Origin of the sequence: Streptomyces sp. NBC_01506, assembly GCF_045040295.1 — a bacterium.
Lineage (GTDB): Bacteria > Actinomycetota > Actinomycetes > Streptomycetales > Streptomycetaceae > Streptomyces.
This window is the reverse complement of record NZ_CP109422.1, coordinates 6,125,273-6,138,902: the sequence shown is the minus strand read 5'-3', so window position 1 is coordinate 6,138,902 and position 13,630 is coordinate 6,125,273. Positions and strand designations below refer to the sequence as shown.

10 protein-coding genes are annotated in these 13,630 nt (G+C 70.7%); 3 read left to right on the top strand and 7 right to left on the bottom strand.

The features are described from left to right. The first annotated feature begins 14 nt into the window (after positions 1-14). Complete coding sequence (locus OG329_RS27275; protein WP_405798878.1) at positions 15-518, top strand: DUF4234 domain-containing protein; 504 nt, start codon at positions 15-17, stop codon at positions 516-518. A gap of 314 nt (positions 519-832) precedes the next feature. On the opposite strand, the gene OG329_RS27270 is transcribed toward OG329_RS27275, so the two are convergent. The 4 genes from OG329_RS27270 to OG329_RS27255 form a co-directional block, all read right to left on the bottom strand. Then, positions 833-1,372 (bottom strand): HAD domain-containing protein, encoded by a 540-nt coding sequence (locus OG329_RS27270; protein ID WP_405798876.1) that lies wholly within the window; start codon positions 1,370-1,372, stop codon positions 833-835. A gap of 15 nt (positions 1,373-1,387) precedes the next feature. After that, the gene (locus OG329_RS27265; protein ID WP_405798874.1) at positions 1,388-2,080 is read right to left on the bottom strand and encodes an SAM-dependent methyltransferase; all 693 of its coding nucleotides are present in this window, start codon (positions 2,078-2,080) and stop codon (positions 1,388-1,390) included. Next, the gene (locus OG329_RS27260; protein ID WP_405798873.1) at positions 2,081-2,992 is read right to left on the bottom strand and encodes an aminoglycoside phosphotransferase family protein; all 912 of its coding nucleotides are present in this window, start codon (positions 2,990-2,992) and stop codon (positions 2,081-2,083) included. It lies immediately after the preceding gene. Positions 2,993-3,071: 79 nt separating this feature from the next. Further along, on the bottom strand, positions 3,072-3,833 hold the full coding sequence (locus OG329_RS27255; RefSeq protein ID WP_405798871.1) for a hypothetical protein: 762 nt from the start codon (positions 3,831-3,833) through the stop codon (positions 3,072-3,074). Positions 3,834-4,033: 200 nt separating this feature from the next. On the opposite strand from OG329_RS27255, the gene OG329_RS27250 reads away from it, so the two are divergent. Further along, complete coding sequence (locus OG329_RS27250; RefSeq protein ID WP_405798870.1) at positions 4,034-5,389, top strand: tetratricopeptide repeat protein; 1,356 nt, start codon at positions 4,034-4,036, stop codon at positions 5,387-5,389. 1 nt (position 5,390) lies between these two features. Further along, positions 5,391-5,927 carry an NUDIX domain-containing protein gene (locus tag OG329_RS27245; protein ID WP_405798868.1) on the top strand — a complete coding sequence of 179 codons (537 nt, stop codon included), beginning with the start codon at positions 5,391-5,393 and terminating at the stop codon, positions 5,925-5,927. Between the two features lie 22 nt (positions 5,928-5,949). On the opposite strand, the gene OG329_RS27240 is transcribed toward OG329_RS27245, so the two are convergent. The 3 genes from OG329_RS27240 to OG329_RS27230 are packed head-to-tail and all read right to left on the bottom strand — an operon-like array spanning position 5,950 to position 13,567. Continuing rightward, entirely contained in the window at positions 5,950-7,107 is a 1,158-nt protein-coding gene (locus tag OG329_RS27240) for a glycosyltransferase (RefSeq protein WP_405798866.1), read from the bottom strand. Continuing rightward, positions 7,104-10,022, bottom strand: a complete 2,919-nt coding sequence (locus tag OG329_RS27235; protein WP_405798865.1) for a CDP-glycerol glycerophosphotransferase family protein — start codon at positions 10,020-10,022, stop codon at positions 7,104-7,106. The genes OG329_RS27240 and OG329_RS27235 overlap by 4 nt, the downstream gene beginning before the upstream one ends. Then, positions 10,019-13,567 carry a CDP-glycerol glycerophosphotransferase family protein gene (locus OG329_RS27230; RefSeq protein WP_405798863.1) on the bottom strand — a complete coding sequence of 1,183 codons (3,549 nt, stop codon included), beginning with the start codon at positions 13,565-13,567 and terminating at the stop codon, positions 10,019-10,021. Before OG329_RS27230 ends, OG329_RS27235 begins: the two co-directional genes overlap by 4 nt. Positions 13,568-13,630: the final 63 nt, after the last annotated feature.

Sequence of the window (13,630 nt, the reverse complement as noted above, 5' to 3'; positions counted from 1 at the left end):
ATGGAGCACCTCACATGGCCGATTTCCAGCCCAGTACCGCGTCCAGCCAGAGCGTCCCGACCTCGGCCGGAGGCGCCGTCGCACCCAGCGCCGCCGGCGTACCCGGCGCGATCCGGTTGTCCGGACTGGCCATGAAGCGCCGCGGACCCGTCGCGGTGTGGCTTGGCCTGCCGCTCGTCACCCTCGGGATCTACCAGTTGGTCTGGTACTTCAAGATCCACAAGGAGCTCCAGGAGTTCGACCGCCGCCAGACCCTCAACCCGGCGGGCAGCATGCTGGTCCTGCTCTTCCTGGGCTGGACCGTGGTCGCGGCGCTGATCTCCTTCAACAACACCGGAAAGGCCATAGCGAACGCCCAGCGCGCGGCCGGCCTGCCGGTGACGTGCAGCCCTGCCGCGAGCACGTGGCTGGTGTTGGTCTTCGGCCTGAACATCTGGTACATGCAGCGCCAGCTCAACCTGGTGGCCGACGCCTACCCGGGGGCCGCACCGGGCACCGAGGTGTCTCTCTCTGCCTGAATTCCGCGGCCGGTCTTCTGAGCGGCACTCCGCCGACCGGCCGACCGCCCAACGGACGAAGCCCTCGGCATCTGACCGGATCAGATACCGGGGGCTTCTGCGGAATCCTGGACTGAGCGCTGCCGGTGGGGGCTTTCGTCAAGCGGGCACCAGCTCGGGACGGACGACGGTTCGTGCGCGCTCGTACAGGGCTTGCGCATCGTGATTCTTCAGGTGCGGACCGATGCCCGGGACATGATCGACCACGCGCTCAACGTCGGTCTCAAGGTCGAGTCCTTCAGCAACCTGGTACACGTCACCGACGACCCGGCCGGTCAGGCTGCCGCGCTCTGGCTGCCCAACCACTCACGTACTTCCGTGAGATGGCTCAACTGAAGGCCGTGGTACGGGTCGGGCTGGACGAGCATGGTGGGCGCGCCGTGAGCGGTACGCTCGGCGGCCCAGGTGTGGTCGAGAGTGGTGAAGTCGTCATCGATCCAGACTGCGGGGGCCGAGCCGAGCCAGCGGTCTACGTAGTCGCGTTTCCAGAGGTAGCCGTCGGGGTGGCTGGTGGTGATCCGGGCGCGGGGCAGGTCGAGGTGGGGGAAGCGGGGAAGACCGAGCAGGGCACCGATGATGGTGGTGGCGTCCTCGCGCCAGCTCGTGCACCACACGGGGGTGATGAGGCCGCTGGCCAGGAGGGCGGTGAGGACATCGCCGTGGTTCGGGTCGAGCCAGACGTCGACGGGTTTGTCGGGCGGCCGGCCGGTGGGCAGGACGGTGTGGTGGACATGGGTGGGTGGGGTGGTGCCGTCGGCTGCCGGGAACGGTATGAGCACGCCGTCGATGTCCAGGAGGAGGTAGGGCAGGTGCATCGGTGCCTCCGTTGGTCAGCGTTTGCGGGCGGTGATCAGGAGGGTGGTGGGCCACGGGGCGCGGTGCGGGTGTCGCAACTCCTGTGCGGAGGTGATGCGCAGGCCGGTCCGGGAGAGGTGGGCGGCCCATGTGCGGGTGTCGAACTCCCATCGGGCGACGGGAAGTCGGGTGCGGTCGGGCATGGTGACGTAGTCCTCGCGCGGACGGCCGTCCGTGGATGGATGTCTTCCGGCCCGTGCCGGGTGCGGTACTGAGAAGGCCAGGACGCCGCCCGGCTGGAGGCGCCGGGAAATGGCGGCGAGCAGGAGTGCGGGGGCGACCAGGCCGACGGCGCCGAACACGGAGTAGATCGCGTCGAAGGTCCGGCCGGTGGCCTGAAGATGGTGCAGTGCGTGGCCCGCGGCGAACGTGGCACCGGCGATGTGGCCGTAGTGGGAGCGGGCACGGCGCACCTGGAGTCCGATCAAGTCCACGCCGGTGACGTGGGCTTGTCGGTGTTTCGCGAGGTGGGCGACGTTGTGGCCGGGGCCGCAACCCAGCTCCAGGATGTGCTTGCCTCGCAGGTCGCGGCCGAGAATCTCGGCGCCCGGACCGAGGCCCGGACAGGTGCTCCATTCCATGCGCGCGGGTGCGGTGAGCGCGTGGGCGGGGGCGGCGGCCAGGCGCTGGGCCGCGTGGGCGTACCAGGGGGAGACCTGGGCGAGCATCTAGACCTCCAGGAGTTGGACCACGTCGTTCAGGTGGCGGCGGACGACGGGGATGTACGCGGGGTCCTTGGCCGGGGCGTTGATCCAGCGGATGGCCTGCTCCATGAACCACTCCACGGCCCACATGCGGTGCCAGCCCAGGGCCCATGCCTCGGCGGCCAGGCCGCCCCGGGGGGCGAGGGCGTCTTCATGGCCGCCTGCGGTGACGTACTGCTCCAGGAACACCCGCAGTCGCATGGGACTCGGCGCGTCGGTGGTGCCGTGGTAGGAGGCGAGGTCGATCAGGCCGGGACCCGTAAAAGCGCGGGCGAAGTCGAGGAGATGCCGGCCGTTCTCCCCGATGTGGACGCTCGTGGGGTGGAACTCGGAGTGGACCCAGCCGAACGGGTCGAGCGTCGCTCCGCGGACGCGGGCCCCGGCCGATGCGGAGACCTTCGCCAGAGCGGTCTCGATGTCGTCGCAGTCCGTCCACCGGTCGGCACTCCGCAGTCGCCGTAGGTGATCGAGTGCCCGACCGGGCAGGGCCGCGAGGCCCGCCCCGTCGAGCAGGGGCAGGCCGCCCGCCGGGCGGGCGGCGTGCAGCATCACGGCGGCGGCGACGCCGTCGAGGTCGTCGGCATCCCGGACCGGGGTGCCGAGGTCGTCCATGAGCATCCCGAGCCACTTGTCCCGCATGGCGGTGGCATGCAGCTCGGGGACAGGCAGCCCGCGCCGGAGTGCCATGCGCAGGGCTTGGGCCTCACGGTCGAAGGGTTCCTTGGCGTACTTGAAGACGGCGGTGGTGCCATCGGGGAAGGTGACGCGTTCGACGCCGGACATGCTCCAGACGCGGATCTCCGTACGTTGGGGTGTGGGCTTGCCGACGAGGGTGCACAGGTCGTCGAGCAGGGCGGCGGTCAGGCTCTGGTCCATGGGGGTTCTCCAGGGCTGGGGCTCCGGGGCGAGCGGGCGCTCCGGGCCGGCCCGCCCCGGAGCCGTACGGGGGTTGGGACTACTCGACTGCGGTCACGCGGTGGGCGTAGACCCGCTTGATCCAGCCCGCCTTGAACTCGGCAAGGTCGTCACGGAAGTTGGCCATCGAGGCACCGTAGGGCGCGACGACACCGCCGGTCTGGTCCGGCACGGACTGGCAGCCGTGCACGAGCCGGCCGCCGAGGGCGGCGTGGGCCTTGATCGACTCGATCCGGCGGTGCTCGTTGAACCAGCCTCCGTGGTAGACCTCGTCGAGCATTCCACCCGTCTCGTCGTCCAGGTCGAAGACGACGGAGGTGGCGGCGGGGAAGAACCAGCACGGACCGACGTTGGAGATGTGCCCGTCCAGCTCGACCTTGTTGAGCGCCATCAACGTGGCCGCCTCGCGCAGCATGCGCAGGTGAGCGGCGGTGATCTGCGGCAGGCCGAGGCCGGCCAGGTACTCCTCCCGGAAGAGGTACGAGTACACCCCGTACGCGGTCCTCAGCACACGGGCGGTATCCGACGTGGACTCGCCGTGGCTCTTGATGAAGTCGAGCGCAAGCTGCTCGACCGCGCTCCCGGTCGTCTCGTCCACGTGGAGGAGCTGAGCCTTCACGAGCTCCCAGTCGGCGACCAGCCAAGTGTGGGACTCGAAGCGGAAGAAGTACTCGGCCGGGTCGATGGTGATGCGTGGGCCGTCAACCTGGATGCCGGGCAGGCGGCTCCAGCGCGGGTCGAAGGCGTCGGGCAGCTCGACTGTGATGGTCGCGGTGTTGGTCGCGGTGTCGATGGATGTCACCGTTTCTCCGTCTCTGATCGTCCGGAGCCAGGGCATAGGAATGCCCGAACCCGGTAGGGCGTACGGAACTTGGGGCCGCCCGGCCTGTGGGTGGGGCGGGGGCGGGCTTGCGATAAGTGAACCGCTCGTCACGCTCAGTGGGTACGGTGTGACCGAGGCCAAGCGGTATACGCGGTTTACAACTTGGAGCGGAGGAGACCGTGTCGGCGACGATCAACCCCAACTCCCGCCTGCGCGACACGATCAACGCTGCCGATTGCACGTACGAAGCGCTCGCCAAGGACGTACGCCGGATCGCCGCCGAGAACGGCGAACTCCTCCAGACCAACAAGTCGGCCATCTCCCACTGGGTGGGTGGCGCTCGGTCGCCGTCCGGCAGGGCGGGGCAGTATGTGGCCGAAGCCCTGTCCCGCCGGTTGGGTCGTGTCGTCACGCAGACGGAGATCGGCCTGCAAAGCTCGGGTGCAGAGCCCCTGGACAACGGCGACCCGGTCACCACAGTCACCGACCTCGGCCGCGCGGATGTCGAACGGCGCCGCTTCCTCGCCATCGCCGCCTTCACCACGGCCGGCGTCGCCATGCCGCTCATCCACGACCAGGAAGCCACCTCCCGGATGCTCCGCGCCCGCACGGGCCGTTCCGTCGTCGGCAGCGACGACATCGACGTCGTACGGCAGATCACGGCCGCCTTCAGTGCCGCGGACGAACGCCTGGGCGGGGGCCACGGTTTGACCACCGTCTCGGCCTACCTCGCTGATACGGCAGCACCCATGCTGCGAGGTCGCTTCGCTTCGGAAGTCCTACGCCGGTCAGCCTTCGGCGCCGTAGCCGAACTTTCCTACCTCGCCGGGTGGAAGCACCACGACCTCGGCAATGAAGGCGCCGCTCAGCGCTACTACCAGGTCGGCTACCAACTCGCCTGCGAAGCCGACCCGTACGGCCACGCCGCGTGGATGATGCGCGCCCTCGCCCATCAGGCCCTCAGCCTCAAACAACCGCACCACTGCGTCGACCTTGTCGAAGGTGCCCTCGCCCGTGGCCTCGGCCACGTGGACGGCCAGACCGAAGCCCTTCTGCACATCACTCACGCTCGCGCGTACGCGGCAGTCGGCGAGAACTCGTCGGCCGTGCGCGCCCTTCTCGCCGCCGAAGACGCGCTTCTGCGCGACGACGTCTCGCAGCCCAGCTTCTCCCGCGTCAGCGGCCCCGCCGCCGGCACCGTGGCCAGTCACACCGCTCGCACGCTGACCGACCTCGCTGACCACATCGGCACCGAACAGCAGCACCGTGACGCCCTGACTCGATGGGACCCGGAGAAGTACAAGCGCGTCCACGCCCTCACCCACGCCGACCTCGGCGACAGCCTCGCCGCCCAGGCTCGTGCGGATGAAGCTGTGGCCGCCTGGACCCGGGCACTGGTCCTCATGGAGGGCATGACCTCGGACCGAACCCGTAAGGCGATCACCTCGATCCGCTCCACACTCGCGGTCTACCAACGCCGCCACGTTCCTGGCGCGGCCGATCTCGCCCGCCGCGCCCGTGAAGCCCTCGCCTAACATGCCCAACAACCAGCCCGACGAAGGGAACCCTGTGGCTCAGCAGACCGACGACCGCTCCCAAGCCCTCAAGCCGGCGCTTGAATCGATGACCCTGCTGGTCGCGGCCGTCATCGTCCACGACAAGGCCACCAACCGACTCGTGCTTCTCCAGCGCAGCGAGAACGCCAAGTTCGCCCAGGGCATGTGGGACCTACCGGTCGGCAAGAGCGAACCGGGCGAACCCATCACGGAGACGGCGGTCCGTGAGCTGTACGAGGAAACTGGCCTCACCGTGAAGCCGGACTCCCTCCAAGTCGCCCACATCATCCACGGCGCCTGGGGCGTCGAAGCACCCAACGGATTCCTCACCGTCGTGTTCGCCACCCATGAGTGGACCGGCGAACCGGAGAACCGCGAACCCCGCAAGCACTCCCAAGTCCGCTGGATCGACGCCGACGCCATCCCGGACGCTTTCGTGGACACCACCGCCAACGCCCTCCACCACTACCTGAACGACGGGCCTCAAGTCTCCCTCAACGGCTGGCGAATGGCATAGATCAAGCCGCCCACCCAGGACGCTAACGGTCCAGCAGCGCGAACAACTCGTGCCAGCGCCGCAGGATCTCGTCCTGCGAGTATCGCTGGACGTTCACCCGGGCCCGCTCCCCCAGGGTGTCCCGCAGCCGGGGGTTCCCCGTCAGCCGTAGCAGGCGGTCGGCCAAGGCGTCCGTGTCGCCCGGCGGTGCCAGGAGGCCGTCCTCGCCGTCCGTGACGATCTCCCGGACGCCCGGCGCGCAGTCGAACGCCGCGCACGGTACGGCGCTGGCCATCGCCTCCATGAGCGCCAGCGGGAAGCCCTCGCCGCGCGAGGACTGGACGAAGACCGAGCACTCGGCCAGCGCGCCCGCCACGTCGTCCGTACGGCCCATCCAGTCGACCGTGCCGTCCAGACCGAGCGCGGTGCAGCGCTTCTTCAGGGCGCGCTCGTCCTGGCCGGCGCCGTAGATCCGCAGCTTCCAGTCGGGGCGCTCCCCCGTCACCGCCGTCCAGGTCTCCAGGAGCAGGTCGATGCCCTTCTGGTCGTCCAGTCTGCCGATGCTGGCGACCGTCTTCTCCGTGCGCGGGGAGGGCAGTTCGGGCAGTGCGCCGAGCGCGTTGGGCATGGCGCCGACGTTGTCGAAGCCCTCGGCGATCCAGGCGTCCGCGTCCTCCTGGGTGAGGGTGAGCCAGCGGTCGACGTGCGGATAGTTGGTCTTGATCCAGCGGAAGCGGTGGCAGCGCTTGCTGTACTCGTACGACTCGTGGCTCATCCCGATCAGCCGCACCCCCGTGGTGTCGGCCTCCAGGACCCACTCCATCGGCCAGACCTGGGTGACGATCACCAGCGCGCCGGGCCCGGCCGCCCGGAAGATCTCCGAGAGGCGGGCGACGGCCCGTCGTTTGTCCGCGACCCTGGCCGCCTCGCGGCGGCGCGCGGCGAGGTCGAAGAAGGCGAGCGGCGAGCGCGGGCGCCAAGGGGTGGGCGGGTGGGCGGGGTAGAGCGCCGTCACCGGGTATGCCGGCGGCTCGGGGAGGGTGAGCTTCAGCTCCGCCTCGTGGATGCCGACAACCTGGACGCGGTGACCGTGCGCGCCGAAGAGGCGGGCCATCTGGTGGGTCCAGGCGGTGACACCGCCCAGGACGTCCGTGGCGTTGGCGAGGAGGATCAGCTCGCGGGGCACAGTCGAAGTGGTCACCTGCGGGGCCTTCCTGCGAAGAGCACGTCCACGGCGGTACGCGCGGCCTGGCCGCTCTCGTAGCCGCCGAACTTCTCGGCGAAGCGGGCCCGGTCCGTCCGGTGCGCGGCGTCGGTCTTCTTCAACTCACCCATCACCCGCAGGAGTTCGTCCTCGGTCTCGACCACCGGCCCGGGGGCCTGCGCCCGCAGGTCGAAGTAGCTGCCGCGCGAGGCCACGTACGCGTCCAGGTCCGGCGCGAAGAAGACCATCGGCCGGTCCAGCAGGGCGTAGTCGAACATGATCGACGAGTAGTCCGTGATCAACACGTCGGCCAGACAGAGCAGTTCGCCGACTTCGTGGTGACCTGACACGTCGATCACGGTGCCGGGCGGGCAGACGGGCAGGACGGCGGACTCCAGATAGTGGGCCCGTACGAGCAGGACGTACTCGTCGCCGAACCGCTGCGCGAACTGCCTTACGTCCAGCGGCAGTCGCGTCGTCCGGCCTTTCTTCGGCATCCCCCGGAAGGTCGGCGCGTAGAGCACCACCTGCCGGTGGTCGGGGATCCCGAGTTCGGCCGCGAGCGCGGGGCGCGGGAAGCGCCCCCGGCTCTCGTCGGTGGCGCGGGCCCGCACGAGGCGGTCGTTGCGCGGATAGCCGCACCGCACGAGGGATTCGGCGGGCAGTCGGTAGTCGCGCGCCAGGGTGGTTACGTCGTGCTCGGACCGTACGAGGAAGTGGTCGAACCGGCTCAGCGCGGCGCTCAGCTTCTCTCTCTCGGGCGCGTTCTGCGCCTTGATCCGGCTCTCGGCGAAGCCCATGCGCTTGTACGCCGAGCCGTGCCAGGTCTGGAGATACGTGGTGGCGGGCGGCTTCCTCAGGTCCAGCGGGAAGCCCTGGTTGTCGACCCAGTACTGGGCGCGGGCCAGGGCCCACAGATAGCGCCAGGACAGCCGCCGGACCAGCCGCGCGTCACTCGGGAACCCGTCGGCGGACGACGCGTACGACCAGGTGTGGCGCACACCGCGCCGTCCCTGCGCGCGCAGCTCCTCGTGGATGGCGCGCGGGCTGTCGCCGTAACACTTGCCCATATGACTCTCGAAGACCACCGAGCCCTTGCGGACGGGGAGTTGGATCAGCAGCCGGTTGTAGACGCGCGTCTTGACCGAGCGCGCGGAGAGCCGGTCGAAGCGCCGGCGTACCGCCTTGGCCAGCCGCTTCGCCTTGCGGGCCGGGCGGAAGTGGGTGAGGTAGTGGACGGCTGAGGCGGCGAGGCGTCCGGGGCGGCGGCGCGCCTGAAGTTGCAGCGCGAGGTGGTGTTTCACCGTGACGTACGGCTTCCATGTGTCGCCGAACAGCCGTCCCCGGCGCGGGCGCGCGGGGAAGTGGCCCGCCGCCTCGGCGCGGTCCCGCTCCAGGAACAGCGGGCCGGTGGTGGTGCCGTTGGGGGTGTGCAGGGCGAAACGGGGGTCGCACACCCGGTCGCGCGCGCCGCCGACGCGCAGCAGCGCGCCGATGTCGACGCAGGCGCGCCAGCGGACGGCGTCAGTGTCGGTGTCGGTGTCGGTGTCGGCCCCGCGCCAGACCTCGTCCACGGGGGTACGGAAGACGAGCCGCCCGTCGCTGCCGCGTGCCACGAACTCCAGGGTGGCCGTCAACGGGTCGTCGGCGGGCAGGAGTTGGAGCGGTGCGGGCAGCCGTCCTTCGAGGACGAGGCGGTCGCCCTCCTGACCGCAGTGGGTGAGGTGGTTCAGCAACGGGGTGTCGGCGAGCGGCCGGTACTGGTGGCCCAGCTCCGTGACGTCGAGCGCCGCCCGCGCCCCGGGATCGTCGGGCGGTGTGTTGGGCGGTGCGGCGTGCCAGTACACCCGGCCGTCGCGCTCGCTCAGCGCGGAGGCGACGGCGCCCGGCCTGCCGAGTGCGTAGCCGGCGGCCAGTACGCCGTCCGCGTCGCCGTCGGCGAGGAGTTGGAGGCAGACCCGTTCCACGGGCGGCAGGTTCAGCCGTAGGTCCGGGGAGGTCCGGGCGGCGGGCAGTGCGGCGACAAGGGCGGCGGCGCGGGTCCGGGCGTCCGCGTCCAGCTTGGGGAACTGCCGTGCGAGCGGCACGAGTTGATCGGCGAGGAAGACACGGTCCCGCGCCTCGCACAGCGCCGTACGGCCCTGGAGTGTGAGCAGTTCGGCGACCCGTACGTGCGCGGCGAGCTGTCCCTCCAGTGTGGCGGCCGGGTCGTCGGGCGCCCGGCCGCTGACGATCAGGTTGGGAACGAGCGCGATCCGCCGTGCGGCGGTGGCCACTTCGGCGCCGAACAGGATCTCGCTCTGGTCCAGGTCCTCGGCGTAGCGCGGCCCTGTCCGCTCCAGGGGGGCGGTGCGCACACAGAATCCGGTCAACAGGGCATCGGCGGTGAGGAGTTCGGGGGCGTCCGCCAACTCTTCGAGGGTGCGGGAGCGCGCGTACAGCTCGCTCTCCACGAGCCGGGCCGGGGTCTGCTCCTTCGCGCGGCGGCCGGCGCGCCGGGTCCACCGGCCGGCGACGAGTTCGGCGCCGGAGCGCTCGGCCGCCTCCCACAGATTGCGGCAGGCGTCCCGCTGGAGCCGTTCGCCCTCGCCGAGCACCATGACGTACCGGCCGCGCGCCTGGTCGAGCCCGTGGTTGCGCAGCGCGGCGGTGGTCGGGGCCTCGGCGCCCGAGGTGACGATCCTGACGCGCGCCGGGTCGAGCGCGGCGAGTTCGTCGGCCACGGCGCGTACGTCATCGGCGGCCGACTCGGCGTCGCCCGGTCCAACGTCCAGCCCCACGGCCGTCAGACCCAGCACCACCACCGCTTCGGTGGCACGCATGGTCTGCGCGACGACGGACTCCACCGACCTGCGCAGCGCCTGGGCATCCACCCCCGCGGTGACGACACAGCTCATCTCGACCGCGCTCATGCGCCGCCCCCCACGGGCATCAGGTCCGCGACACGGGCGGCGGCGGTGCCGTCGTCCAGATCGCAGAACGTCTCCCGGAATCGGTCGTACGCGGCGCCGGGCACCCGAGTCCCAGGGGCCCGCAGAGCCGCCACGAGCGCGGCGGTGTCGGTCACGACAGGCCCGGGTGCCACGGACTCGAAGTCGAAGTAGAAGCCGCGCAGCGTGTCCCGGTAGTGCTCCAGGTCGTACGCGTGGAAGTACATCGGCCGCCCCGTCTGCGCGAAGTCGAACATCAGCGACGAGTAGTCGGTGACCAGCGCGTCGCTGATCAGCATCAGCTCGGCGACGTCCGGGTGACGGGACACGTCCCGTACGAATCCGGCCGCGCCGCGCCCGGCGCCCGGGACCGTGCCGCCGACCAGATAGTGGCGGCGTACGAGCAGGACGTGGTCGTCCGCCAACTCCTCGGCGGCCCGCGCCAGGTCGAGTTGGAGGTCGAGCCCGTACCGCCCGCCCTTCTTGGGCTGGTCCTCGCGCCAGGTCGGCGCGTAGAGGATCACGCGCTTGTCCTCGGGAATCTCCAGCGTCTCGCGCAGGGCGTCGGCGACCTTCCCCCGGTCGGGGGCGTGCAGCAGGTCGTTGCGCGGATAGCCGGACTCCAGGACCGTGCCCTCGTAGCCAAAGGCGCGGCGCATGATCGGTGTGGAGAAGCTGTTGGGCGAGACGAGCACGCTCCACTGGGCGGCCCGGCGCGGCAGGGTCGCGATGTACGCCTCGTCGGCGTGCGCGCTGCCCGACAGATCGCGGCCGATGCGCTTGAGCGGGGTGCCGTGCCAGGTCTGGACGACGAACTGGCCGTCCGCCCGCTCGAACCACTCGGGCAGATGTGTGTTGCTGACGACGCATCGGCTGCGGGCCAGCGCCTCGTGCCAGTCGGAGCTGTGCAGTTCGACGGCGCGGACGCCGCGCGGAAGGGTCACCTGCCGGTCGCGTACGACCCACAGGTGCTCCACCGGGGCCTGTCTGCGCACCAGTTCGTCGTGGACGGCGCGCGGCGAGTCGGAGTACTGGCGGCCGTCGAAGCTGTTGTAGAGCACGGCGTCGCGCAGCGGCCCGGCGGCGCGGGCGCTCGCGTACACGCGGCGCAGCCGCTGTTGCCGGTAGGCGCCGCGGTCCTGCTCCGGCAGGACGGAGCCGGAGTGCAGTTGGAGCATGTCCTGGTGGTGCCGGTCCAGGGTGAACTCGCGGCTGTCCAGGGTCCGTACGAGCGGCAGTGTGTGGTGCCGCGAGGGCTGGAGGCGTACGGGGGCGTAACGCTCGGGGTCGCTCTCCCCCGGCTCGCGCACGTACAACAGCCAGCGGCCCTCCGCCAGTTGGCGCACACCGTGCAGCCCCGCGACGGCGGTGGGCAGCAGCGACGTACGGAACCGGCCCTCCGGGAGGGTGTCGAGCGGGAAGATGTTCTCCTCGTGGTGGCCGCTGTGCCGGAGCACCAACTCGGCGCCCGTCAGGGGCGGTTGACTGCCCTCGAGGACCAGCTCGCCGTCCGCCGTCCAGTCGAGGGTGTCGACCACCGGCTGCTCGGTCTGGTCGCTGAGGACGAGATCGCCGGCCGCGTTGGCGGTGACGTACACCTCGCGTCCGTCGCCCAGCGCGTAGTGTCCGGGCCGGATCGTGCCACGGGCGGCCACGGCGAAGCGGCTGCCGTCGGCCCGTACGAGATGCACGCCCCAGGGCACGGTGGCGCGCGGGCGGGTATCGGGTTCGCCGAAGACGGTCAGCGGGACGTCGGCGGTGAAGGTGGCGCCGTCCACGATCCGCAGCGGAACCTCGTGGACGTCCTTGGTGTACCAGTTCTGGACGGCCAGCGCGCTCGGCGGCGGGCCGCTCGTGGCGTGCAGCAGACCCTCGATGCGTACGGAGTCGTCGCCGGTCTCCTCATGGCCGGTGAGCAGCGCGCGTACAGGCTCGACGCGCAGTTCGAGCTTGTTGCCGGAGAGCGTGGGCACGACGCGCGTGGTGTCGTCCACGTAGTGCACGGCCGGTACGGCGGGCGCCGCGCCCGCACCCGCACCCGCACCCGCGCCCGCGCCCGCGCCCGTCAGCCGCAGCGGCCCCCGGCGCAGCCGGCCCGCTCCGAACACCCCCATCTCCAGCTTCCAGACGGTGCGTCCGGCGCCGGAGCCCCGCGTCCTGGCGAGGCGGCGCGGATCGACCACGGTCTCGAAGCCGGCCCAGTCGTACAGATGCAGGCCCTGCTTCGACTCGTACGTCGCCGCCGGCATCCGTACGGTCCGCGTCCGCAGCGGCAGCACGCGCCGCCTCCCGCTCCGCAGCCAGGCCGCCTTCACGGACTTGCGGCGCGCGTCGGCGGGCACGTTGCGTACGTACGCGTAGCCCTTGAGGTGCAGTCGCCCCTCACGCCACACCACCTCGGTGAGATGCGAGGTCACCGGCAGTTCCTTGGGCTTGAGGGTGGCGACGGCCCGGGGCAGACCGCCGGTGAGCACCGGATACTCGGCGCGGGACCTGCGCAGTCCACGGATACCGAAGGCCCCGGGGTCGGCCTTCTCGTGCGCGAGCAGCGCGAGGAGTTCGGGCATCCGGCGCTCGCGGATCAGATGCCATTTCACGCGCAGATGCAGCGGCAGGGCGTCGAAGACGCTCTGGTGGACGGTGGCCGCGAAGGTGTTGGTGTGGTCGAGGAAGGCGGCGTGGAAGTCGGCGTCGCCGTCGGGCAGCGCCTCGATGAACAGCCACAGATCGCCGGAGAGTACGTGCTGGTGGTAACGGCCCAGCGCGTCACCCCAGTTGGTGTCGCCGACGCCCGAACTCTTCTGTTCCGCAAGGAAGTCAGCGACCGCCGACACGGCGGTGACCCGGTCCCGGATCCCCTTCGGCACGGCGCGCTTCGCGGTGATCGAGCCGTCCCTGGTCCGCCAGTGGTAGACGGGCCCCGACAGCACGTCCACGCCGTCAGCGAGGAAGTACGCGGGCAGCACCACCGCGATGTCCTCGTACAGCACCCCGGAGGGAAAGGCGAAGGAGTGCCGGTCCCAGAACGACTTCCGGAAGACCTTGTTGCAGGCGATACGGTCCCCGAGCAGCACCCAGTCACGGGTGAGCCGGGTCCCGGAGCGCTCCGTCGCCATCGGCTTGCGGAACATCGGCGCCTGCGTCAGCACGCCGCCGGGACCGAGCCTGAGCACATTGCCGGTCGCGAAGTCGGAGCCCGAGGCGTCGAGCGCCGCGAGCATCCGCTCGTACGCGTCGTCCGGCACGACGTCGTCGCTGTCGACGAAGGTGATGAACTCCCCCCGGGCGTACCGGACTCCGGTGTTGCGCGCCGCGCCGAGCCCGGCGTTCTCCTGCTCGACCAGCCGGAAGCGTTCGTCCCGCTCGGCGAACCGTCTCGCGATCCGTGCGCTCCCGTCCGTGGAACCGTCGTTCACCATGACGATCTCGGAGTCGGCCATGGTCTGTCCGGCCAGTGAGCGTAGGCAGTCGCCGAGATAGTCCTCCACGTTGTAGATGGGCACGACGACGGTGAGGCGGGGGGTCATGCGCGGTGCACGGTCCTTTCGGACTTCCGAACTTCAGAACACTTCACAACTGCGGTGGAGGAC